Annotated in this window: 21 protein-coding genes; 7 read left to right on the forward strand and 14 right to left on the reverse strand. The window is 59.1% G+C overall.

Annotated elements, in window-relative coordinates; translation table 11 throughout:
- Nucleotides 1-120 precede the first annotated feature (120 nt).
- On the forward strand, nt 121-1,209 hold the full coding sequence (locus KF757_00005) for a hypothetical protein (protein MBX3321348.1): 1,089 nt from the start codon (nt 121-123) through the stop codon (nt 1,207-1,209).
- Between the two features lie 453 nt (nt 1,210-1,662).
- Nucleotides 1,663-2,394 carry a prepilin-type N-terminal cleavage/methylation domain-containing protein gene (locus tag KF757_00010; protein ID MBX3321349.1) on the forward strand — a complete coding sequence of 244 codons (732 nt, stop codon included), beginning with the start codon at nt 1,663-1,665 and terminating at the stop codon, nt 2,392-2,394.
- A 17-nt stretch (nt 2,395-2,411) separates the two neighbouring features.
- On the opposite strand, the gene KF757_00015 is transcribed toward KF757_00010, so the two are convergent.
- The 4 genes from KF757_00015 to KF757_00030 all read right to left on the reverse strand — a co-directional run bounded on the left by KF757_00015 (nt 2,412) and on the right by KF757_00030 (nt 9,053).
- Nucleotides 2,412-3,653: an adenylosuccinate lyase gene (locus KF757_00015; GenBank protein ID MBX3321350.1), complete on the reverse strand. Its 1,242-nt coding sequence runs from the start codon at nt 3,651-3,653 to the stop codon at nt 2,412-2,414.
- Nucleotides 3,654-4,160: 507 nt separating this feature from the next.
- The gene (locus KF757_00020) at nt 4,161-6,344 is read right to left on the reverse strand and encodes a hypothetical protein (protein ID MBX3321351.1); all 2,184 of its coding nucleotides are present in this window, start codon (nt 6,342-6,344) and stop codon (nt 4,161-4,163) included.
- A 156-nt stretch (nt 6,345-6,500) separates the two neighbouring features.
- Nucleotides 6,501-7,658: a cystathionine gamma-synthase gene (locus KF757_00025; protein MBX3321352.1), complete on the reverse strand. Its 1,158-nt coding sequence runs from the start codon at nt 7,656-7,658 to the stop codon at nt 6,501-6,503.
- Between the two features lie 21 nt (nt 7,659-7,679).
- The gene (locus KF757_00030; protein ID MBX3321353.1) at nt 7,680-9,053 is read right to left on the reverse strand and encodes a pyridoxal-phosphate dependent enzyme; all 1,374 of its coding nucleotides are present in this window, start codon (nt 9,051-9,053) and stop codon (nt 7,680-7,682) included.
- A 143-nt stretch (nt 9,054-9,196) separates the two neighbouring features.
- On the opposite strand from KF757_00030, the gene KF757_00035 reads away from it, so the two are divergent.
- Together KF757_00035 and KF757_00040 are read left to right on the forward strand one after the other, a co-directional pair.
- On the forward strand, nt 9,197-9,931 hold the full coding sequence (locus KF757_00035; GenBank protein ID MBX3321354.1) for a hypothetical protein: 735 nt from the start codon (nt 9,197-9,199) through the stop codon (nt 9,929-9,931).
- 39 nt (nt 9,932-9,970) lie between these two features.
- Complete coding sequence (locus tag KF757_00040; GenBank protein MBX3321355.1) at nt 9,971-10,702, forward strand: hypothetical protein; 732 nt, start codon at nt 9,971-9,973, stop codon at nt 10,700-10,702.
- Nucleotides 10,703-10,745: 43 nt separating this feature from the next.
- Here the strand turns inward: KF757_00040 and KF757_00045 are convergent, their stop codons facing one another.
- On the reverse strand, nt 10,746-11,354 hold the full coding sequence (locus KF757_00045) for a hypothetical protein (protein ID MBX3321356.1): 609 nt from the start codon (nt 11,352-11,354) through the stop codon (nt 10,746-10,748).
- Nucleotides 11,351-12,256 carry a hypothetical protein gene (locus tag KF757_00050; protein MBX3321357.1) on the reverse strand — a complete coding sequence of 302 codons (906 nt, stop codon included), beginning with the start codon at nt 12,254-12,256 and terminating at the stop codon, nt 11,351-11,353. The genes KF757_00045 and KF757_00050 overlap by 4 nt, the downstream gene beginning before the upstream one ends.
- A gap of 276 nt (nt 12,257-12,532) precedes the next feature.
- Between KF757_00050 and surE the strand changes: the two genes are divergently transcribed.
- A complete protein-coding gene (gene surE, locus KF757_00055) occupies nt 12,533-13,423 on the forward strand; it encodes a 5'/3'-nucleotidase SurE (protein MBX3321358.1) in 891 nt (296 codons plus the stop codon).
- Between the two features lie 16 nt (nt 13,424-13,439).
- Here surE and KF757_00060 read toward each other — a convergent pair whose 3' ends face one another.
- Complete coding sequence (locus KF757_00060; protein ID MBX3321359.1) at nt 13,440-13,814, reverse strand: DUF721 domain-containing protein; 375 nt, start codon at nt 13,812-13,814, stop codon at nt 13,440-13,442.
- A gap of 38 nt (nt 13,815-13,852) precedes the next feature.
- Between KF757_00060 and KF757_00065 the strand changes: the two genes are divergently transcribed.
- A complete protein-coding gene (locus KF757_00065) occupies nt 13,853-14,941 on the forward strand; it encodes an ABC transporter ATP-binding protein (GenBank protein MBX3321360.1) in 1,089 nt (362 codons plus the stop codon).
- A 1-nt stretch (nt 14,942) separates the two neighbouring features.
- Here the strand turns inward: KF757_00065 and KF757_00070 are convergent, their stop codons facing one another.
- From KF757_00070 to KF757_00090, 5 genes are all read right to left on the reverse strand, one after another.
- Nucleotides 14,943-15,527, reverse strand: a complete 585-nt coding sequence (locus KF757_00070; GenBank protein MBX3321361.1) for a hypothetical protein — start codon at nt 15,525-15,527, stop codon at nt 14,943-14,945.
- A 307-nt stretch (nt 15,528-15,834) separates the two neighbouring features.
- Nucleotides 15,835-16,449, reverse strand: a complete 615-nt coding sequence (locus KF757_00075; GenBank protein ID MBX3321362.1) for a hypothetical protein — start codon at nt 16,447-16,449, stop codon at nt 15,835-15,837.
- 1,165 nt (nt 16,450-17,614) lie between these two features.
- Nucleotides 17,615-18,841, reverse strand: a complete 1,227-nt coding sequence (locus KF757_00080; protein MBX3321363.1) for a hypothetical protein — start codon at nt 18,839-18,841, stop codon at nt 17,615-17,617.
- Nucleotides 18,842-18,981: 140 nt separating this feature from the next.
- The gene (locus tag KF757_00085) at nt 18,982-19,752 is read right to left on the reverse strand and encodes a HAMP domain-containing histidine kinase (protein ID MBX3321364.1); all 771 of its coding nucleotides are present in this window, start codon (nt 19,750-19,752) and stop codon (nt 18,982-18,984) included.
- A 46-nt stretch (nt 19,753-19,798) separates the two neighbouring features.
- The gene (locus KF757_00090) at nt 19,799-20,245 is read right to left on the reverse strand and encodes an NUDIX domain-containing protein (protein MBX3321365.1); all 447 of its coding nucleotides are present in this window, start codon (nt 20,243-20,245) and stop codon (nt 19,799-19,801) included.
- A gap of 62 nt (nt 20,246-20,307) precedes the next feature.
- Between KF757_00090 and KF757_00095 the strand changes: the two genes are divergently transcribed.
- Nucleotides 20,308-21,267 carry a ParB/RepB/Spo0J family partition protein gene (locus tag KF757_00095; GenBank protein MBX3321366.1) on the forward strand — a complete coding sequence of 320 codons (960 nt, stop codon included), beginning with the start codon at nt 20,308-20,310 and terminating at the stop codon, nt 21,265-21,267.
- A 244-nt stretch (nt 21,268-21,511) separates the two neighbouring features.
- On the opposite strand, the gene KF757_00100 is transcribed toward KF757_00095, so the two are convergent.
- Nucleotides 21,512-21,916, reverse strand: a complete 405-nt coding sequence (locus KF757_00100) for a hypothetical protein (protein ID MBX3321367.1) — start codon at nt 21,914-21,916, stop codon at nt 21,512-21,514.
- Complete coding sequence (locus tag KF757_00105; protein ID MBX3321368.1) at nt 21,904-22,776, reverse strand: DDE-type integrase/transposase/recombinase; 873 nt, start codon at nt 22,774-22,776, stop codon at nt 21,904-21,906. The genes KF757_00100 and KF757_00105 overlap by 13 nt, the downstream gene beginning before the upstream one ends.
- Nucleotides 22,777-22,837: the final 61 nt, after the last annotated feature.

Below are 22,837 nucleotides of genomic sequence, written 5' to 3' on the forward strand. Positions count from 1 at the left end.
TGGGTTTTTTTCCCCCGGTTTTTTCCCCCCCCCCCCCCCCCCCCGAGTACGATTTGCGTCGGACACAAACCTGACTGGAGGTTTTTCGTGTCGGAGCGAGCCTGCAACTCTTGGAGCCTCGTGAGCCTTTCACTCCTTGTAGTGGCAACGGCGTGCGCCGGTGCCCAGGAACTCGGTTCACTCGAATGGTTCAAAGCCAAGTGGGCACAGGCTGAGATCCGCCCAATCCCTGACAACACCTATATTGAATACATCATCGAGTCCCCCGTTCCCGGCGGCGAAGACGAGCTCAATCGCCTGCGAGCACTTGTTGATGGCAAGCCTGACCATCCGCTTCGCAGGCAATTTGAAGACCTGCAATGGCAAATGACCAATGGTGCAAAGTCTACTCGGCATCGACTCTGGTACAGCAATCCAAACCTCTGGCGATTGAGTCAGGATTATCACCATCAGATTCCGATTCCCTTTGTCGATCGGGCTGTACACGGTCGCGAAGCATGGCAACTTACGAATAGAGATCTGAGCCTTGTCAATCCCCGAAACCCTCCGCCCGACCGGAACCCCGCAGAAGCCCTCAGTGCGCTTCCATTCTACTTACAAGGCTGGCTCCATCCCGGAATGAGCCCGGGAAGCCCTCTTCGGCTTCAACCAACTGACGCAAAACTGCAAGGCAATAACTGGTCCGGTACAATTCAGTCCGCGGACGGCAATCGTCACTTCCAAATCGCTGGCACCATTATTGACGACGAGTGGATTCGAATTGAATCCAGAACTGTCACACTTTCGTCTGATGAGCCTATGTGGGAAGGGGCGGTCACCAGATTCTCGGATTGGCGTTATCATGAACTGCATCGCTCTTGGGCGGCACATCGCGTGAGTTCTCTCGACTCGCATGGCGAACCGGGACAAACGATGATCCTTATCGAAATGCGACCACTCGAACCCGGCGAACTTACCGCCTTGGTGACCACTCCGACCGTCGACGGCTCTGATCCCATTCGAGGCACTTCGACGTTCACTGCCATCAACGATTTCCGTGACGGCACCAGAACAGATCTTCGTGGTCCCGAACCGGTTACGTCACCCCTCTCCATCGGAGCCTCGCGCCAGCCTCACCCCGCCTGGCTGACGCAGGCCGGATGGGTATTCGTTGCAGTCATCATCAGCGTCCTCGTCTGGATGCGCCTCAAATCAGCCAGAAGCCCATAACAACCTCAAAAGGAAAATCTCGTGTTGAGACACGACCGGAATTCAAGGACACAAGTTGGCGTCATTGCTCTTGGAGTTGCGATCATAACTCTTCCTCTTTCCGCACAATGCTGGAACGAACTCTACATGGGTAAGGCCTGCAGCCTTACTGAATGCGATACTACTGGATCTTGTAACGTTGTCGAAACTTTGCTTGACGAGGATGTCAAGATATCTACAAGCCCGGGACTGCGTGACCGAAGAGATGAAGCAACGTACTTGTGCTGGAAAACGTGGAAGGTTCACAATGAATTGGCACAGTGTGTGGTGCGGAAAAATCGCGAGTTACAATAGCCACAAGAATGAGGTGGTCGTGCTCTTGCTGCGAAACGTCATCATCATAGTATTGCTGCTCGCCGGACTCTTGCCAGATCGATGGGTTAATGCTCAACGACCCGCCGCTGTGACTTCTCGATGACTTTCCAACGTCACCATCACGCGTACACCCTGATCGAGTTACTCCTTGTGGTTTCACTCGTGGGTGTACTTGCTTTTTTGCTACTTCCTGCCCTCAGTGGAATCCGCAATTCGGCAAGAGACCTGGCCTCGATCGTCAATATGCACTCTCACGCGCAGATTCTCTCTGCGTACGCTGGCGATCACAACGACTACTTACCGGCAATCACGCACCCGAAGGCAACTTGGTCCGTCATCCGCGGGTGCGGCTCGATTCATCAGGTGCCATATTTTCATGCCGCATACCTCTGGCATGTAGCGCTGTGCGATTCTTATTACGATGGAAACCCTTCTCACGCATCCTTCTCTCACCCCGGATCTCAAGAAGAGTTGCCTGCAAACTCCTACCTCTTGACAGCGTCGTACATGGCAATGCCACAATACTGGAGTGTCGAATCCCGATTGGCAGGAAATCAACAGTGGGCACACTCTCGCGTTACCAATACAGTCTTCGCTTCATCAAAGGCTGTTCTTACAGAATGGCACCCGCAAAAAGAACTTCCATTCCCGTCAACCAATCCATTGCATGTGGGACTCGCATTTATTGACGGCAGCGCAGGGCGCGTTGACGCTGCGGATCTCATCGACCCCTACCCCCAAGGTGATGGCGGGGGTCACGGTGGATTTCTCCCAATCGGTGTCTATGGCATGCACACCATCGAAGGCTGGCGAGGGCGCGACCGCCGCTGAGCATCTCCCCGTCGGCCTCACACCCCACGATCGCTCGACCCCAGCGCATCGAGACCATCGCCATACTGTCCGCGCAGCGGCTCGACGACTTCCGCAATGAAGCGCTCAGTCTGCTCCACTGCTCGGCCCACATATTTCATCGGGTCCATCAGGTTCGACCAATCGAGCTCGCGCGTCAGCGGGCCGCCGCGGGCGGTGGACCAGAAGGCCTTGTCGTTCTGCAGACGATCGAGCAGGTCGTTATCGAGCCCTTCGTGCTTGACGCGCATGCCCGCAGCCTGCGCGTGCGCGCGGATGATCTCGTGATATTCCTGCCGATCGCCACCCGCCTTGACGGCTTCCATGAGGATATTTTCGGTGGCGAGGAAGGGCAGTTCGGCCATGAGGTTCTTGCGGACCATCGCCTCATGCACGACGAGGCCGCTGGCGACTTCGTGCATCAGGTCGAGGCAGCCATCGAGCGCGAGAAAGGCCTCGGGCAGCGACAGGCGACGGTTCGAGGAATCATCGAGCGTGCGTTCGAGCCACTGCGTCGCAGCCGTGTCGTAGGCGTTGCCCACCAGATTCATGACAAATCGAGCAAGCCCGCAGATGCGCTCGCACTTCATCGGATTGCGCTTATAAGGCATCGCTGACGAACCAATCTGCTTCTCACCAAACGGCTCGTCGATCTCCTTGCGGTTCGAGAGGAGACGAATGTCGGTGGCGATCTTGTGGAGGACAGCGGCGACGGAGGCGAGGTCGGCGAGAACTTGGACATCAAGCACACGCGGGTAGGTTTGGCCGGTGATCAGCGGCGTCAACCTGAAGCAGTACTCGCGGCTCTCATGCCACATAAAGTTCTCAACGGTTTGCGACGCATAATCATCTGCCATTCGATCGAAGCCGGCGTTTGCTCGCATCTGGGCAGCAATTGCATCGCGTCGATCTGCCGCATGCTCAGGCTCGAAATCGACTTCGTCCCCTAGTAGTCGCGCGATCGTTTGAGTTTCAAAACGATCAACAAGGTCCTCATTGTTATCCAAGAGCGCGAGAAAGGAAGCTTGAGTACCCGTTGCGCCGCGGAACCCGCGAAGCACCGGACTTGAGCCAGCCGGAAGGTCGGGCGCGTGGATCAGGCGAGTCGCAGCAAGGTAAAGGTCGTATCCCCAGTTTGCGAATCGACGCCCTACGGTAATCGGCTGGGCCGCCTGATAGTGCGTGAAACCCAGCGTCGGAAGGCTTTGAAAGCGATCGGCCCCATCGCCGAACGCGCTCATCACTTGCACAACCTTGGTAATGACGATCTGTATCGTCTCGCCAAGAATTGATAAATCCGCATTACACACCACATCCTGACTCGTACACCCCAGATGAATAATCGCCTTGGCCTTCGGGCATTGCTCGCCGAGGCAGTGCACATGCGCCATCACATCGTGTCGCAGTTCACGCTCAAGTTCCGCCGCCCGCGCGATTTCCGCATCACTGATCCCGCGCTCGACAACCGCTCGCAACTCCTCGACCTGCTCGGCCGAGACCAGAGGCTGCTGATCGCGCGCCGCAGGCCAGTCCTTCGTCACCTCATGCTGCGCCTCAGCCACCGCCAGCCAGATGCGTCGCCACGTGTTGAACTTATGCCGAGGCGACCACAGCCGCAGCATCTCCGGGCTGGCGTTACGCGTGGCGAGCGGGCTGGTGTAGGTGTCGTTGGAGTTAGTCATCGACAAAAGCGTAGGGGCCGCTCAACTTCCTGGGCTTGCCGCATAACCTGTTCCCGACTCACTCATTCATCGGCTTGCTCCGACCAGATCCGCGGTCGTAAACTCGACCAGGCTCAGCGCCCCGCTCTCATTGGCCACATACCGATACACCGAACCATCAGCGCTGAACGCACCACCCGCCCGCGCATACGTCTGACTCGGGTGTGTCTCTGGCTCATTCGTTGCCAGCGGGACAACGTTCAGGGGGGCATAGGCCGGCGGAGGGCATGCAATCGGTCGCCCATTCATATACAGAGTCCAATTCAGATTGGTTGAGAAAGACTCGGACGATTCTGGATCCCCTGTACCCAGCCAATGCAGTGTGTTACGTGTGTCGGGTGTAAACGCAATGCCCCGCACCGCCGCAAAACGTCCCGCCGGACGCCCGCCATAGAGGTCGGCCTGCCACACACCATCACGCAGAATGGCATAGGCATGATTCGACCGATAGCGCAAGTCATGCGTCAAATTTGCTTTGCCACCTTTGATATCTGTTGGCTCTGCCAACTGGTGTCGCAATTCAATCACAAAGACACTGTGCTCTCCGGTTTCGTCGAGTATCAAATGCCCATTGAACCCGTGAGAAATCGAGTTTGACAACTGAATCTCGTGAGGCCCGGCCAGAAGCCAGCAGCCTTCAGCCTTGCCTGCCGGCGAAGTTACCATTCCGCCAAACACCAACCCATTACCGCTGACCGCAAGGTTGCCCAGATGCTCATACTGCGGGCTGACCTCGTCGCCAACCGCCACACGCCACACGCGAGCCTCAAACGGCCCCCGTGGCGTCTCCTTCATGATCGTTTCCTCGATTCGCACAAGCGTTCCGGGTTCCTTGACCAACGGCATGCTTCGTCCCTGGCCTGAATCGATCCTGCCTCGGATGCCCTCGGACTCCTCGCCGTTATTTACGCGGTAGACATAGCCGTCCTTCTGTGCCCAATACGAAAGGTCTCCGCTTTCGCTCAGTCGCAGATAGCCGACCTGTCCATACTCCGCGTCCGTTCGGCCGGCGTGTTCAACGCGCATGCCGCGTTCCAGTTTGCGCACCAGTGCAAAGCCCGAGCCGCGGTCCGCAAACACAATATCCACGACCTTCAGTGCGTCCTGAGTCGAGACATTGCTCAATCGCAGCACGATCTGGCCTCCAACCACCACAACCGGCACGAAATTCGTCGTGTCTCCCTCACTGGCAGCGACATCGGCGATATACCCCCAGTTACTGCCGTCGGGCGCGATCGTGATGCCACGAATGTCGCGCACCACCGGCCCAACTGGCTTGCCAATCCAGAGCTGCTCACCGCCTTCATCCGTCAGCATCACACCAATCGCTGTACCAAGCGCCTGCTCATGTTCGATCGAATCCGAGTGATAACTCAAACGCTGCAATCGGACGGGAACACGTTCCTCGCCATACACCATCTGCCGTGCTGGCGAACGCTGCTCTTCATCATTGATCCAGTGTGCATACGCAAGTTCCTCCCCGACGAACCGTAGCGTTTCAATTCCGCTCAACGGCCCGATCAGCGCACCGTCGACACACACAAAACCCTGATTCTTCCCACCAGCAGCTTGGCGAAAGCCACTCGCAGCAACGCGTGCGCCAGACGCACTGAACACCAGCGACTGGCGGTTAATATGCTCGATCCCCTCCCCAACCTGATCGTTGACGACGAGATGTTGCAGATCGCCACGCCTGAGCACATACGCCACGGTCGCTCCATCAGGGCTGAACGCGATACCACTGACGACTTCGTCACCCGCAGGCCCCGCTTTGCCGTTCACAAACACCGCCTGTCGGCTCCCCGAGCGCCCCACCCACGCCGCACGATCAAGCAACGGAGAAAACACCACCGACTCCAGTTTCACATCCGCAGGCAGTGTTCCCAGCGGCACCACCCGGCTCGGTTGCACAGAGAGCGCACCCGCTTGCGCAGAACTCGCCTCAGCAACGACCTCGCTCGAAGTTGATCCACTTCCCTCGGCTCCGGGCTTAGGCGTTTCCGCAGGTGTCGCTTCGCCATCCTTCTGCGAACCTTGTTTCTCTTTGGCCCCTTCACCCTCGCCGGTGACATGCTTTTCCACTTCCTTGACCGCTTCCTCAGCCTTTTTCTTGAGCCTGTCCTTGAGCCCATCAAATTGCCCCAGCGCACTTCCAGCAGAAAAAACAGACACCAGCGAAACTGCAACAACTGAACGATTCAGACTCTTCATGATGCACACCTCCAGATCGCCTCGGCCGTCCAAACGTCGAACACCGAATGCCAATCTCCGCTACTGCTCCTGCGACACAATCGCCCAATGTGTGCAACCCTCCAGGAATTTCATCCCGAAGCTGCACAACTTCTGGCCACTTTCATGCTTTGACACTCATCCCAGCGCCCTATCCAAGTCTGCGATCAGATCCGCAACATCTTCAATCCCAACGCTCAGCCGCACCAGCCCATCCGTAATGCCCAGCGCCGCCCTCTGGTCCGGCGGCACCGAAGCGTGCGTCATGATCGCCGGATGCTCGATGAGCGACTCGACCCCGCCCAGCGATTCAGCCAGACTGAAGATCCGCACGCGTTCGAGCATGCGCCGCGACGCATCGAGCCCGCCGCGCACATACACCGTCACAATGCCCCCGAACCCGCGCATCTGCTTCTTCGCCAGTTCGTGCTGCGGATGGCTCGCCAGTCCCGGATAGATCACCCGCTCGATCGCCTGGTGCCTCTCCATATGTTCCGCAATCGTCATCGCATTCGAGCAGTGCCGCTCCATGCGCACATGCAGCGTCTTGGTCGATCGCAGGAACAGGAAGCACTCCATGATCCCCGGCACCGCGCCTTCCGAAAGCTGAATGAACTTCAGCCGCTTGTACAAATCCTCATCATTCACCACCAGCGCGCCGCCGATCGAGTCCGAGTGCCCACCGATGTACTTCGTCGCCGAGTGACACACGATGTCCGCCCCCAGCGCCAGCGGGCTCTGCAGGAAAGGCGACGCAAACGTGTTGTCCACCGCCACAAGCGCCCCAGCCGCCTTCCCGATCGCCGCCACCGCTGCGATGTCGATAATCTTGAGCATCGGGTTCGTCGGCGTCTCGAGCCATATCAACTTCGTCTTTGGTGTCACCGCCGCCTTGACACGCGAAACATCGGTCATATCAACCAGTTTCGTCACGATCCCAAGCTGCGCAAACACGCGATGAAACAGCCGGTTTGTCCCGCCGTACACATCGTCACACAGAATCACCTCGTCCCCCGCTTTGAGCACATGCAATACAGCGCCCGTCGCTGCAACGCCCGATGAATAGCACAACCCGAACCGCCCGCTTTCGAGGCTCGCCAGGTTCTGCTGCAACGCTTCGCGCGTCGGGTTCGCTGCCCGCGAATAGTCATATTCGCCCACAATCACGCCCGGCGACTTCTGCACGAACGTTGACGTCTGATAGATCGGCGTCATGATCGCGCCGGTAGTCGGGTCAGGCACCTGCCCCGCATGAATCGCCCGCGTCCCGAATCCATATGAACTTGCATCACGCATCGCTCTTCACCGTTTCTTTCTTCACCGTTTCTGCTTCCTGGCCAAATGTTCGATCAGGTCAATCTCGGTCAGCACCGCCACGATCTTTCCATCCTCGATCACGATCGCCGCCTGATCCGCAGCAAAGACGCCAAACAACTCCTCGACGCGCGCCTGCGGATACACCAGCCCCCCGATCTTCGTCTCGATCGCGCTCACCGGCGAATCGCCCGTCACCTTCCCAGCCTGCAAACCCCTCAAAATATCAACCTCGTGTACCATGCCCACGGGCTTCCCGCTCGCTTCGACCACCGGCACCTGCGAAATGCCCTTGTCGCGCATCACGCGCACCGCCTGCCCGATCGAGTCGTCATGCGCCACCGTCACGACCGCACCGCGCCCCGCGATCAGTTCGCCAATGCTCCCCAGCCCGCGCTCCGGCTCCATAAAGCCGTGCATCTTCATCCACTCGTCATTCAGATACTTCGTCACATACCGCGTGCCCGAGTCCGGCAGAATCGCCACGATCGTCTTGCCCGCGCCCCATTCGCGCGCCAGCCTGAGCGCAATGTGCGCCATCCCGCCCGATGATCCGCCGCAGAACAATCCCTCTTCCCGCGTCAACCGCCGCGCCGTCGTGAAACACTCATAATCCGACACCTGATACATCTCATCGATCACGCTCGGATCGAACGCACGGCACACAATATCCTCGCCCAGCCCCTCCACCTTGTACACATAAGGCGTGCTCGGCTCGCCCGTCTTGAAAATGTTATAATGCACGCTCCCCAGCGGATCGACCCCGATGATCTTCGTCTTCGAGCCCTGCTTCTTGAAAAACCGGCCGATCCCGCTCGCCGTGCCGCCCGTGCCCGTCCCCACCACCACCGCGTCGATCTTCCCGCCATCGGTCTGCCGCCAGATCTCAGGCCCCGTCAACTTCTCGTGCGCCTCGATGTTCCACTGGCTGTGATACTGATCCATGTAGAACGACCCCGGCGTCTCGGACGCCACACGCTTGGCCACATTCACATAATGGTCCGGCGAGTCCCCCGGCACATCCGTAGGCGTGATGATCACCTCCGCCCCGAACGCCCGCAACCCGTCAATCTTCTCCTGGCTCATCTTGTCAGGCATCGTGAACACGCACCGATACCCCTTGGCCGCCGCCGTCATCGCCGCACCCATCCCCGTATTCCCGCTCGTGTTCTCCACGATCGTCCCGCCTGGCCGCAGCAGCCCTTCCTCAGCCGCCCGCTCGATGATGTACGCCGCCATGCGGTCCTTGATCGAACCCGCCGGGTTCATGAACTCGCACTTGACCAGCACCTCCGCCCACCCCGGCTCAACAACCCGATTGAGCCGCACCAGAGGCGTGTTGCCGATCGCTTCGAGAATACTGCCTTTCACATCCACGCTTCGCCCCTCATTCTCTCGCTGCACCAACTCATGGCCGCGCACGGCAAGCATAGGAACGGGCACACTCAGCCGTGGCCACTCACGACGATACCTGGGAGCACAGACCCGACGCGTTTCTTTCCTGTACACTCGGCAAAGCGATGATGCCCGCCCTCCTCCCAATCCTGTTCATGTTCCTTTTCTTCGTGATCCCAGGCATCCTGCTCGGCCTGCGTATCCGAATCATCCTCAAGCCCGGGCCTTGGACCGAATGCCCCCATTGCGACTACAGCCTCGATGGACTCGCACCTGACGCCCCATGCCCCGAATGCGGATTGCAAGATCCCACTCACACGCCACGAAAGCTCCGTCGCCCCGTTTATAAGTGGTCCGGCGCAGCGATTCTGTGCTTCGCCGCCGCTGGCCTGCTCACCCTCGTGCTCATCGACGCCTCGATCTCAAGCGGGCTTCGATGGAGCTGGTCCGCATTGCGCAAAGTCGATCCCAACCGCCCCTTTCTCCACCTGCACGCACTCGCTACACCAATCAGTGTCACCCTCGCAGGATCGCTGTCAATCGCAGCAGCCGTCTTGACCTTCTTCCGGGCACGCGGCAAAACCACAATCCGCATCAGCCTGCTCGAACTCGCCGGTCTCGCAGCCCTTCATCTGCTCCTCTCCGTCGGAGGCTTCATGACCGGATTCGTCATCGCCTGGTACGACAACGCCAACTGGCATGCCCGAACTTGGCTATGGGTGTATGGCTGCACCATTCTGGGCGGCGTGCCTGCGCTCGCATTCCTGACGGTGCTCGTAAGATCGCGACGACGCATGGCCGATATACCTCATACGTCTGTTTCCCCGCCCTGTCCCCATGAACCTCCACTTGATCAATGACATCGATCACAAATCCCAAACCAATTCAGCTGCCCAACCATGGCCTGCGTATTCACCGCCTTCATCATCTGTCTCATCCTCATCGTCATCCCGACGATCGCGCTGACCTTCGAGCGACGCAATTCCCCACCCGAGTCCGGCTGGGATGACTGCCCGCAGTGCAACTACAACCTTCAAGGCCTGCCCCCGCCCGCCCCATGCCCCGAATGCGGGCTCGAGCTCCCCCGCTTCGCCATCGCCAGACGCGGCAAACTGCACATCAAATCAACCGCCGCCTTCACATGGCTCGTCGCGCTGACGTCCTGGACCATCTTCGCCGTCGCTGCCGTCAGCACGGAAGCCTTCGTCGCCGACATCTGGCGACTTCTCAACCGCTGGACCGCGCACCCAAAGCCGCTCCACTTCGTCGCGATTCCACTTCCTTCACCCCTGCTCGTCTTCATCGTTGCCTTCGGACTCACCGCCGCCCTGACCTTTGTCGCGGTCGATCATTCCAAACAACGCATCCCCTTCCGCATCATCGTCTTCAGCACGATTCGCTCGAGCGCACTGCTCACACTCGCATTCGCAGCCGCCTTCACATGCACATGGTTCGACACGCACCAGCACTACGCCCGCGCACCAATCTGGCTCGGCATCACCGCCATTCCGGTCATCTTCATCACCAACTACCTGCTCTGGCGCGATCTACTCCCCTACTCCATCTTCGCAACGCCGCCCGATCCCGATCCCCATCAACCCTCCCACAATGCGCATCCTTCCGACCTGTGACGGCAGCATCCGCGCCCCGGGGCTCTTCAGCCAATATCACGTCCTATTGAACCATGACACTGATCAAGGCTGCCTCAAAATTCGTAATATTGGATTGTGTCCACTCACAAAACGATCCCGCTTTGAGCGGGCACTCGTCAGTGTTATCACAATTCAACGCAAGGCATCCATGCGCGGCAAGCGGAATTGTCCGACACCGACAAACCGAAGCCACAAGCTGCGGACCGCTGCTCGAAGGCAACTTGAACTGCACATAAGTGTCATCAGCCTCAAGCTCCATCCACAACTCGCCGTAATCGTTCAGATAAAGCCACCCGATCAGCCCCGCATCCTCTTCCGGGCCGTACGTTCCCTTCCCGGAAAACGCACAGAATGACAAAACCTCCGGATCCTCAGAATCCCACCACTGCACCACATCCGTCACGATCTCTTCTTCGATCTCGAGCCAGACGAACTCCCCGTCCCATGATATAACAACACTCAGATCACCGATATGACCATCGTACAGAGTCTCCCGCGCGTTCATCACCGAAGTCAGGGTCACCTGAGGTTGCATGGCGGTACGCAGTTCTGCACGCCAATCCCCATAGGCCATCGGAAACAGCCCCGCAACAACCATCAAAATGATGACGAAAAGGTACGAACGGCTCATTCGTGCGCCTCCTTCTTTGCAGTTGCCGCCAGCGAGTCAGCGGAGCCTTCCACCTCATCACAGGTTGCGAATGCTGAACACTCGTTGTCATTGGACAAGACAGGCTTTGAAACCAATTGCGGAACGAGCGGCCACACATCCCAGTTGGACACCCGCTCCCGGCTCCCCACCTCCATCACCGAGTACTCGCGCGTTTGCACATCGTCGTTGCGAATCGAATCCCATCGGCGAACAACAAACTGCTTCGTATCAATGTAATACACATGCCGGAGATGAAGCGGCGATTGCTCCTCGTTCCCCTCAAAGTATCGATCCCACTCCACCACATAGCAAATAATTTCGCCAATCTGCTGATTCCGCACATGACGCCCATTGCGGATGTTTTCGCCAAATTTCAAGATCGACTTCGGCCCGACCCACAACCCAAACTGCATCCCATACAAACAATCAAGCGGCCTCGTATACACAAGATTCCCCACCTGATCGTCATACTCGCCGTCATACATCAGCACAAGCCGCTGTGGATGCCCAGGTACAAACTCCTGAATCCGCCCACGGTCATATGAAAACAGCCCGTACACCTCGCCGTTGTACATGCACAGCGTCCGCAGAGCCTCAGGCGTCCCATCGTATGTGAACTCCAGCCGATGCCCTGCCCGCTCCGTCACTCCCTCGCTTCGAATACTCTTTGCCTCCCGATACCGTGCCTCAACACGATCACCGATCTCCTTGACCGAAAGCACCGCAACCTCGCTGGGGTTGTTGGCAATGTGCGATATCGACGCTGATGTACGCGGTTCACCCAGTTGATGACCGCCTCCGATCACCTGCGGCACGCAGCCGTTCAAACACACACTCGCGCCGAAGATCATGGAGACCGAGAGAACCGCTTTCTTCGCCATTGCCGACTCCTTGCCTTGAAGGATCATGACCACACTCGACAAAGCGGCAAAGCACACCAAACAGATAAGACGCATTCACCGCAACAGTTGTCCGGTATCGCGCCGTCCGTGGCGATAAGGCATATCCAGACTACCGAATATCGACTACGCCTGTCAAGGGAATTGAACTTACCCCGGGTTGTCCACACCAAAATAGGTATTTACCCCCACATTTTGCCCCGTTTCTACCTGCCATACCCGCTGTGAACAACATTTGCCCCCACCTACCCTCACCCCATGCGCCTCCTTCTGACCAATGACGACGGCATCCGCGCCCCGGGCCTCCTCGCCCTCTACCGCGCCATCAAACCCATCGCCTCCGACATCCTCATCGTCGCCCCACTCACCGTGCAATCCGCCACCAGCCATGGCGTCACCTTCCACCAACCCCTCATGACCGAACCCGTCGAAGTCGATGGCGCCATCGGCATCGCCGTCGATGGACGACCCGCAGACTGCGTCAAACTCGCGCTCGCAAACCTCTGGCCACAACGCATGGGCGGCCAGCCCGACCTCGTCGTCAGCGGCATGAACGCCGGTGCCAACGTCGGCATCAACGTCATCTACTCCGGCACCGTCGCCGCCGCCATCGAAGCCGCATTCCTCGGCGTCCCCTCAATCGCCGTCAGCATGCACCTCGGCCGAGGACGCCCCCTCTACGACATCGCCGCAACACACGCCGCAACCGCCATCAAACGCCTCATCGCCCAAGGCCTCCCCTCGCCCCACGCCTGCCTCAGCATCAACATCCCCCGCTGCGAATCCTCACCCGCCGAAGCACAACTCCCCGCTGCATCTTCCCCCTCAACCTCGCCACCCGCATCCACACGCCCCCTGCGCCCCCTGCCAAACCTCCCGCCGATCGACAACCCCGCCGCACCCCTCCCCATCGTCGTCTGCCCCATGAATGTCCATGGCCTGGCCGACCGATTCGAAGAACGCGCTGCCCCCAGTGGCCAAACCTATTACTGGTCCGCCGCCAGCGGCTTCGACTTCCACAACACCGATCCCGGCAGCGATGTCGATCTGCTCATGAAACGCTGCATCACCGTCACCCCCCTCCACTACGACCTCACCGATCGCTCCCAACTCGACCACTGGGCAACCCGCCTCTCCACAGAAACCTGATTCCAAAACCCAGTGCCTACTGCCCAACTCCCGAACTATCAACCACCTTCACCTTCTTCACCCCCACCCTCACCCTCGCCACAAACTCCCGCTGCCCGCCGCCGCGCAGCCACTGATCCACGCGCGACCGCCACGCCGCCCCGCGCGCCGCGATCGTCAACGTCCCGCGGCTCAACCCCACCGGCCACGCATGCTCCGCGATCTCAGCCGGCACAATCTGCCGCCACACTTCCGCAATCTCCACGTTACCCCGCGCACGCTTGAGCACATCCTTGCTCACATGCTCGATCTCCCCACCAAGCGCCTCCGCCCGATCCCCAGGCGACGCCCGAATGTCCCGCACCCGCGCAAGCCTCGCCTCAAGCCCCCGCATGTCCCCAGGCCTCTCCATGCAACCAGTCTATCCCCTCTTCCCTACCATCCCCCCGCATGTCCACCACCATCGCCATCAACGCCCTCGCCAAACACTACCCCCCACGCGCAGGCCAGCCTCTGACCAAAGCCGTCGACGATGTCTCCCTCACCATCAACCCCGGCGAACTCTTCTTCCTCCTCGGGCCCTCCGGCTGCGGCAAGACCACCCTACTCCGCATGATCGCCGGTTTCATCGACCCCACCAGAGGCTCCATCCACTTCGACCAGACCGACGTCACACACATGCCCGCAAACAAACGCGACACCGGAATGGTCTTCCAGTCCTACGCACTCTGGCCCCACATGACCGTCGCCCAGAACGTCGCCTTCGGCCTCGATGTCCGCAAAACCCCCGCCGAAGAAAAATCCACCGCCGTCGCCGCAGCACTCGACGCCGTACAAATGACCCAATACGCCGACCGCAAGCCCACCCAACTCTCCGGCGGACAGCAACAGCGCGTCGCCCTCGCCCGCGCCCTCGTCGTCCGCCCGCGCGTCCTCCTCCTCGACGAACCCCTCTCAAACCTCGATGCCAAACTCCGCATCGAACTCCGCTCCGAAATCCGCCGCATCTGCAAAGACGCAGGCATGACCACCGTCTACGTCACCCACGACCAGAAAGAAGCCCTCTCCATGGCCGACCGCGTCGCCATCATGCGCGACGGCCAGACCCAACAGATCGGCACCCCCGAAGACCTCTACCGACGCCCCACCAACCCCTTCGTCGCTTCATTCCTCGGCGAAACCAACCTCCTCACCGCCACCATAGACTCCATCAACCGCGACCTGGCCACCCTCTCAACCCCCGCCGGCTCATTCGCTGCACGCATCCCCGCCCACCTCCAACTCACCCCCGGCACATCCATCACCGTCTCAATCCGCCCCGAAGCACTCCGCATCAATCTCAACAGCGACGCACCCTCCCTCAAAGGCACCCTCACCCACACCACATACCTCGGCGAAGTCGCTCAGCACATCATCACTGCCCAAGGCCTCCCCGCACTCCACGTCTGCGAACTCAACCCCCGCGAAGCCCGCTCGCTCGAGTCCCGCCCCGTCGCCCTCACCGCAGACCCCGACGACATCGCCATCGTCGCTTCCTGACTCACGCCGCATAAGGCCCATTGTCCGGCTCGGCCTTGGCATACGGCAGATCATTTCGAGGTCCCTGCCACTTGTACTCCCGCCTCACCTCCAGCGCAATATTCAACCCACTCGCAGCCGCCTTCTCCTGAATCTCACTCAACCTCGAATCCTGCAACTCGATCAGTTCCATCGCGCCCGCAATCTTCTCCTTCTCATCCGTCTCCAGCCCAACCTCCCGATACCACATCGCATCCGTCTTGCGCACCGTCGAGTGACACCCCGCAGCCAGCATCGCAAGCTCCGCACTCTTGCCCTCAAACTTGAACGCAGCCTCAAGCCCCGCAAGCATCGTGATGCTCACCCCCAGAAACGCAAACGCCAGAAACGCATACTCCTTATACCCCGTAAACGCCTGCTCGAACACACTCTGCGACGCCGCCAGCGCACCGCACACAATCAGCAGCACACGCACCCACCCCGAAATCCGCTTGAACCGCTGCGCCTCCCGCGCCAGTACATCCGCCACACGCTGCAACTCCGCCTGACGCTGCGAAATCCCTTCCTGCACCATCTCAATCGGCGAACCATGCCCCAGCGCTGCCATCACATTGCTCCTTGTTCAAACTCAGACCGCCCGCCCATACCATCCACAAGCGATGACCAGAACCACCACACACGCTAGCCAGCCGGATGCCGTGGCCGCGTGCCGCGGTCATGGCTCTGCATGGCCACGATCAGTGGCAAATGGCCCCAACCGCCACCCTTGATGCACGCCACCCGTGCCACCGACCACGGCTCTGAGTGGCGGTGTGCCTTGGTTCCTAACCAAACCACCGTCCAGGCAGGCTCATGGCACCAACCGCAATGAGTGGTCGGCCGGGTGCCGTGGTCATGGCTCTGCATGGCCACGATCAGGGGCAGATGGCCCCGACCGCAACCGTTGATGCATGCCTCCCGTGCCACCGACCACGGCTCTGAGTGGTCGGTGTGCCTTGGCTCTTTTCCAACCGAACCACCGTCCAGGCAGGCTCATGGCACCAACCGCAATGAGTGGTCGGCCACGTGCCCGCGAGGTTCGCGTCGGCCTGCGTCACCTCGCCCTCGCATGTAACATCCCCCGCCGGGATGCCGAACGGCGTGCCATACGGCTCATACCGCACCTGCTCGATCTGGCTCCCCGCGTGCGAGATGAGGGCGACGATGTCGCTGCGCCAGTTGTGGAGGTAGTAGATGCGCTCGTCGAGCGTGCCGTTGGCCGTCGTGTCGCGGTCGCGGAGCATCACCGCATCAATATAACTGCCCGAGCCGGTCGAAGCAAGGCCCGCGTTGTGAAATACAAACTGCTCCGTTGGGTCGCTGTTCGCATCTTCGTACCGCGCGACGATCCGCCAGCGGGCGTCGTAGGCGAAGTGGCTCACCACATCGGCACCGGTGACACCATCCACGCCATTCGTATCGAAGTGGGCGGTGATCCGCTGATACGCGCGCCTATGACCCCCACCGACGCCGCCAATTGCTTCGGCCATACGCCACGTCATCAGTGAAACCGCTCTGGCCCACGCGAGCCAAGCGGGGCGGCTGAAGTTTGTGGCCCTCGCCGAGCGTACCCGCATGCGCGGCCACCGGCAGGGGGCGCTGTTCTACTGGTTGCTCAGCAAGACAGCGTACATCACGCAAGCGGCTGAGGAAGAGGCATGCAGGAGGATCAGGGAGTATCTGTACGGATCGTCGGAGCGCATCGGACAGATCGGCGACGACGAGTCCTGGGGTGGGGCAGGGGCCAGCCAGCCGAACGGAGCGCACTGACGAGGAGTACTTCGTGCTGGCCTACGTCGAGATCCCGCAGCAGCGCCGGATCGATGATCCCTTCCAAGTCGCTCGGCACAGGGGCTGGACGCGGGACCGCTGGGGCTTGGCGCTGCGCTCCCACACCCGATGAGAAAACATCCATGAATCTTGGGAAACGGTCTGATCGGCTAGGTTCAATGGATCCGGGATAGGTTCTTCATTGAATCGATACTTAGTGTGGTCCGCATTCGGGACATACAGTGCCTATATCCCGCAAAGGATAGCCGCACGCCTTGCACCGCCTTTCTTCCTGTCTCAATCTCCGTATTTGCATGGCAATCAAAATTTGCACATGGAGCGGCAGCGAGATTGCCGTTGCGACGACAATTATATTTAGATAGAACTCATGCGACAGCGACAATACACTACGAAGCCTCGGACAACGAACTATATAATTATCAAAAGGCCCAATAACAAGAGACTGACCATCGGAACGCCATAGTATCGGATCTGCAGGATCACTATTAAGAACGTACCCAACGTCCTCAGAGAGTGACCAAACAAAGGGCCACCCCGTACAATACTGAATATTTTGTATATCAAATCCACAGTGCATCAGACTATCACCCCAAAATTCGGAGTCAAAGTCAGCAACAATAATAATATAAACATGCTTTCCATAAAATGCAGCGAGCTCAAACTGCGCCCATTCGTGCTTGCCTGTATCTAAATAGTCATATGTCTGTACGCTTGTGGGACAGAGCAGCAGATAAACTAAAAACGCAGTTTGAATGAGCAAAGCCAATGCCAAGCAGGCTGCCATTTTCCTACCATAGGAGGTCGGGGCACGCCGCGATTCTCTGCACTTTCGTCGAGTGATTAGCATGCCACCAATCTGCGATATTACCCTTCACTTGCTTCGTTCTTACACCGTTGCCCTGACCCCTTCATGCAATCCGTCTGAATACTGATGTTTCTGCGTGTCTCTTCTTCTCGTGATGGCGGAATTACAGGAGGGGTGTTGTTTTGACAGTAGACTTTCTCAAGGGATTCTGCCCAGCACCGATTGCGTTCTCGCAATAGGCAGCGGCCTTCACGGCATTCGTAGCCTTCATTGCCTTCTGGACAGGAAATGCGTCCAACGCACGCTTCGTACTTCCTCAGGGACAGAGCCTTTCGACACAACGAGACTCGAACATTTTCATGCGTCACGTGCGGCTGCTTGTCCGGAAGCCCCGTATACCCTGGGGCACAATCCGTCTGAGAACCATAATTCCATTGATCTAACTCATACTCACGTTGACACGCGCGAAATGGATCGCCCTGCTCGCCGGGAAGCTCGCGGCCGCGGGTGCGACAAATGCAAACGACAGGCTTTCCTTTATAACAGTATCCCATTGCTCCTGCGCCACGATTGTCTTGACAGGCCTGTTCGCACGCGGCTATTAGCAAAACCATACTCGGTGTTGTATCATCCGGAATGTCCCCCCCAGGAGCATCAACAATAGGGATCGATGGGGGAGCAAGCCACGGTGCCATAGGAGTACTGTCTTGAGCAAAGGCACGGTGTGTTCCGTATGTATCGTAACCTAAGATCGGCCTTCCCATGACATACTCATACAAACTCACCCCATCGACATACCCCAGCGGATCCCTTCGATTCCAACTCCCAATCTCCGACAGCAGCACCCGATTCCTGACATCCCACTTCACCCCGCTGCCTTCGAGTTCAGCCAGGTTCTCATAGCCCGCGTAGCCCTTGCGGCTGCCGATGTGCTCAAGGCTCAGCACGCCGCGGCCGGTCTCGTGATTGAGGACCTTGTTGCCGGCAATATATGTAATATCAGAGAGGTTCACCGAGCCGTTCATGTCCAGGTCGGCGCGGACGTCGTACGCCGAGCCGGAGTACCATGCTGCCGCCTGATCGACATCATCCTGTGTCACCTTGCCATCAGCATCAATATCTCCCGCCGGGATGCCGAACGGCGTGCCATACGGCTCATACCGCACCTGCTCGATCTGGCTGCCCGCGTGCGAAATCAGGGCCACGATGTCGCTGCGCCAGTTGTGGAGGTAATAGACGCGCTCGTCGAGCGTGCCGTTGGCCGTCGTGTCGCGGTCGCGGAGCATCACCGCATCAATATAACTGCCCGAGCCGGCCGAAGCAAGGCCCGCACACCTTCAACTCCCCTACCCACGCACGCCACCGCCAGGAGCCGATCCGCCCCAAGCGACAAATGCACGTCCCCAACTTATATGGTTATCGGACTCTATCCCGCCCGCTTCGCCGCAGGCAGCACCACCGCCACCGTCGTCCCCGCGCCCGCCTCGCTCGCGATGCTCAGTCTCCCCCCCTCCGCCCGCACCAGCCGATCGCACAAACTCAGCCCCAGCCCGCTCCCCCGCCCGAGGCTGAACCCCGGCTCAAGTGCCCGCCTCACCGTAGCAGCGTCCATCCCGCACCCGGTGTCCGCAAGCCGAATCTCCACGCCTTCATCAACACCCCGCCCCACTACGCGCAGGACCCCCCCCTCTGGCATAGCCCCGATCGCATTCATAGCCAGATTCAGTAGCACATGATCCAAAGCCGCCTGAGGCATAGCAACCAGAAGCCCCTTCTCAATCTCTGTCTCAAATCGGACCTGCGTCTCCCTTGCTTTTTGCCTCACAAGCGCCTGCACCCGCTCCCACGCAAGCCAAGGCTCAGCACACTCCCGCCCCGTGCCCTGACTCGGCATGGCGAGTGACAGGACAATTCGTGCAAAGTCCGCAATGCCCATGGCACTGCTAGCCGCCATCTCCAGCGCCCGCCTGGTAAGCGCAGCATCCTCCGGCTCCCGCAGCGCCATCTGGGCACACGCCGCCACCGGGGTCATCCGATTGCACACCTCATGCGCGATTGATGCCGCAAGCAGCCCGACCGTGGCGAGCGAAGCCTGAGCTTCCACCTCGCGCTGGAGTTCCGTGACCGCCATCTGCAGGTGGTCGAGTTCGCGGAGCAGTTGCTCCGCATCCATCGGATTTGGGGGGTTACGGTCCATGGCAGGGATTGCTCACCCCCACCATCGACCAGCAACCAGCCTGACTTCAATCACCCGCGATGGCACTGACCATCGGAATAGGGGATCCTTCGGCACCAGCAACCAACCAGGCCTTGATCTCCGCCGGCCGAATGTCGTCATCCACCACTGCTGCCAGGTCCACCCACTCGAACTGAATCTGGGGTTCCTTGGATTCGACCTGAGGCGGCGGCATGGGGTCATCACCAAGGTGTTCCACGTGGAACACCCAATTCACTTCGTGATGGACCCGTTTGGAATGGAAGGTATTTTCGGAGATGAACAGCAGGGGGCCGACCTTGCAGGAAAGCCCTGCTTCCTCTTCGATCTCGCGGGCGAGGGCGGTTGCGGCGGGTTCGCCGAACTCGATGTGGCCGCCGGGGAGGAAGCCGTATTTGTGCGCACGGTTGCGGCAGATGAGGACGCAGTTTCCTCGCATGATGAGGCCTCGGGCGATGAATTCGATCTCTGGCATGGGGGATCTCCGTGCACGGGTGGCGCGAGGGTGGTAGGCTTTGACTATTTGGAGGATATCCGATGTCGAACACGCCTGCTGGGAAGTCGAGGAAGTTGGGCAAGGGCCTGAGCGCGTTGATGCAGCCCAAGGTGCCTGCGGAGGTATCGGTGCCTGTTCCGTTGGAGGGACCTCGGGCAGAAGAGGCTGGGGATCAAGTGGGGCAGGGGGGGCAAGGGGTTTTGATGCTGCCTGTGAAGTCGCTGGTGCGGAGTCCGTACCAACCCAGACTCTGGTTTGACGAGGAGGAGATGAACAAGTTGGCGCAGTCGATCCGGGCGGCGGGGGTGATCCAGCCGATTCTGGTGCGGACTTCCCAACAGAACCCGAGTAAGTATGAGTTGATGGCGGGGGAGCGGCGTTGGCAGGCGGCGCAGATGATTGGGCTGGAGACAATCCCTGCGCTGGTACGGGAGTTATCGGACTCTGACGCGGCGCAACTGGCGCTGGTGGAGAATCTGCAGCGTGTGGATCTGGATCCGATGGAGCGTGCGCATGCGCTGCGTCGGCTGCATGTGGAGTTTGGGCTGACGCAGGTGGAGCTGGCGGAGCGGATCGGGCTTGAGCGCACGAGCGTGGTGAATCTGATTCGGGTGACGGAGCTTGAGGATTCGATTCAAGGTTTCATCGGGCGCAGCGAGTTGTCGATCGGGCATGGGAAGGTGTTGTTGATGCTTGCGCCTGGTGAGCGGCGTGTTCGCATTGCGGCGCGGGCGGCGAAGAACAAGTGGAGTGTTCGCGAACTGGAGCGGCACCTTCAGGATGGGGCGGAAGGCATCGGGCCGTTTGGCGGGGGCAAGCCGAGCACGACGAACTCGCCGACGCTGTCGTCACTGGAACGACAACTCGGCGAGCACCTCGGGACGCGGGTGCAGATCAAGGCTTCGAAGAACGGAACGAAGGGGAAACTGGTGGTTGATTTCTACAGCCTGGATCATTTTGACGGGTTGATGGGGAAGATGGGGTTTGAGGGAGAAGGTTGAAACACAGTTCCTCAATACTCAGATTAGGGCTTGCATTTAAAATGCATTTGAAGCAGTTTGCGTCCAGCCCCCATCTGCACTGGCCTATGAGCATCCGGCAAACGATCCATCGGATCGCCACCTGGCCCAACGGGCTTCTGGGCCAAACGATCCCGAGTCGAGGTCTTGCTGCGCACGAGACGGGACAGCAGACTTGCCGATATCGACTCTGCTGAAATTTCGCCTGGGCTGATTCGTTTCCGCGTCATGATCGCAACTCCTCTGAAGTGATTATTGCCGCATCCATTCTCTTATGCCTAACCCATCGAAACGGCCTGTCTGAGGTGATGACTGCAATTTCGATTGGGCCTCCGCACCAATGCGGCCAGTTAGCAAATTTTGTGCCTCGAATAGTTGTGTGGATGACGGTGTGTACCCAATCAATTGCTTCTCTAATCGGCAATAGTCGTGGCGTGATAAGCTGATTTCGCACCACGAGATCGATGAGTTCTTCAACCGTGCCTTTCCATTTGCCTGATTTCAGGATCTCCATGATTATCGGACTATCAAATCCGAAGACCAGTCGCTCCATAATCTGAGGCACACCCCAGAATATGGGGGCTTCGGAAAGGACGGGGGTGATTTCTGGGTAGTGGTTCACTTTGAACATGCGGGCAAATACCCGGCCAAGCGGCTACCAAGTCTGGATTCTTCGCCTTCCAGCATCCGAACAAGATCAATCGCGGTCAATGGTCGATCGGCAAGCCCGTTTGCAACGGCTGGGGTTGTCTTGATTGTGTTGTGCTTGCGGGCGAAGTTGTACCACCAGAAATGCAGGTCCAGCGCGTGAATGTGGTTCTCGATTTTCTTGCTGAAGGCATTGGTAAGGCGTGTCATGCGTCGGGTCTGCATCCTGATCGTGAGGTTTTGGCGTTCGACGAACGAGGTTGAAACATGCTGGGGATCAGGCGTTCCACAGCGTCGAACAGTGGTAGTGCTGATGCAGACTGGCGGGCTATAACGGCGTTCGGCTTCAAGATCGCGCCCATATTCCTTGAACAGTTGGGCGAAGTCCACATTGCCCCCAAACGCCTCTTTCACTGCGTCCTTGTACAGTCCATGGCCGTCTGATGTCAGTTGAACACGGGAATCAATCCGATCGGAGAGATCCCAGAGGAAGGCCCGGGCGGTGTCTGCATCCCGATTGCCGGTCAAGTGTGCAATGACGATCTTTGAGTCGGCGTCGATTGCTACCCATGTCCAAGCCGATCCGTAGGCGTTTGCGCCACCAAGGACGGCTTTGTCCTTTGCTCCGACGAATCCCCAAGCCTCATCCACTTGGACGCGGGCTGGATAGAGGTTGCGGACGTGTTCATCGTGGTAACTGGCGCAGAAGGTGCCCACATCGGCCAAGAGTCGAAGGACCGTGATTTTGGACGCGCCAGTCATTCGGCAAGTTGAGGCAACGGAGTTGCCTTCAACCAGACAAGCCAGAATCGACGCCCGTTGTTCTGTGCTCAGTTTACGCATGCTCTGCTCCGTGCTTGACGACAAGCATACAGCATGTTATACTTGCTGTCAAGCATATATG

Source organism: Phycisphaeraceae bacterium, from assembly GCA_019636795.1.
In the GTDB taxonomy this organism is placed as follows: domain Bacteria; phylum Planctomycetota; class Phycisphaerae; order Phycisphaerales; family UBA1924; genus JAHBWW01.

Coding starts and splice junctions, on each gene's coding strand:
- KF757_00065 (MBX3321360.1), top strand. CDS start 13,853: ATGTCCACCACCATCGCCATCAACGCCCTCGCCAAACACTACCCCCCA.
- KF757_00010 (MBX3321349.1), top strand. CDS start 1,663: ATGACTTTCCAACGTCACCATCACGCGTACACCCTGATCGAGTTACTC.
- KF757_00075 (MBX3321362.1), bottom strand. CDS start 16,449: ATGGCCGAAGCAATTGGCGGCGTCGGTGGGGGTCATAGGCGCGCGTAT.
- KF757_00050 (MBX3321357.1), bottom strand. CDS start 12,256: ATGGCGAAGAAAGCGGTTCTCTCGGTCTCCATGATCTTCGGCGCGAGT.
- KF757_00100 (MBX3321367.1), bottom strand. CDS start 21,916: ATGTTCAAAGTGAACCACTACCCAGAAATCACCCCCGTCCTTTCCGAA.
- KF757_00095 (MBX3321366.1), top strand. CDS start 20,308: ATGTCGAACACGCCTGCTGGGAAGTCGAGGAAGTTGGGCAAGGGCCTG.
- surE (MBX3321358.1), top strand. CDS start 12,533: ATGCGCCTCCTTCTGACCAATGACGACGGCATCCGCGCCCCGGGCCTC.
- KF757_00085 (MBX3321364.1), bottom strand. CDS start 19,752: ATGGACCGTAACCCCCCAAATCCGATGGATGCGGAGCAACTGCTCCGC.
- KF757_00025 (MBX3321352.1), bottom strand. CDS start 7,658: ATGCGTGATGCAAGTTCATATGGATTCGGGACGCGGGCGATTCATGCG.
- KF757_00045 (MBX3321356.1), bottom strand. CDS start 11,354: ATGAGCCGTTCGTACCTTTTCGTCATCATTTTGATGGTTGTTGCGGGG.
- KF757_00040 (MBX3321355.1), top strand. CDS start 9,971: ATGGCCTGCGTATTCACCGCCTTCATCATCTGTCTCATCCTCATCGTC.
- KF757_00015 (MBX3321350.1), bottom strand. CDS start 3,653: ATGAGCGCGTTCGGCGATGGGGCCGATCGCTTTCAAAGCCTTCCGACG.
- KF757_00035 (MBX3321354.1), top strand. CDS start 9,197: ATGATGCCCGCCCTCCTCCCAATCCTGTTCATGTTCCTTTTCTTCGTG.
- KF757_00080 (MBX3321363.1), bottom strand. CDS start 18,841: ATGCTCCGCGACCGCGACACGACGGCCAACGGCACGCTCGACGAGCGC.
- KF757_00105 (MBX3321368.1), bottom strand. CDS start 22,776: ATGCGTAAACTGAGCACAGAACAACGGGCGTCGATTCTGGCTTGTCTG.
- KF757_00070 (MBX3321361.1), bottom strand. CDS start 15,527: ATGGCAGCGCTGGGGCATGGTTCGCCGATTGAGATGGTGCAGGAAGGG.
- KF757_00090 (MBX3321365.1), bottom strand. CDS start 20,245: ATGCCAGAGATCGAATTCATCGCCCGAGGCCTCATCATGCGAGGAAAC.
- KF757_00060 (MBX3321359.1), bottom strand. CDS start 13,814: ATGGAGAGGCCTGGGGACATGCGGGGGCTTGAGGCGAGGCTTGCGCGG.
- KF757_00020 (MBX3321351.1), bottom strand. CDS start 6,344: ATGAAGAGTCTGAATCGTTCAGTTGTTGCAGTTTCGCTGGTGTCTGTT.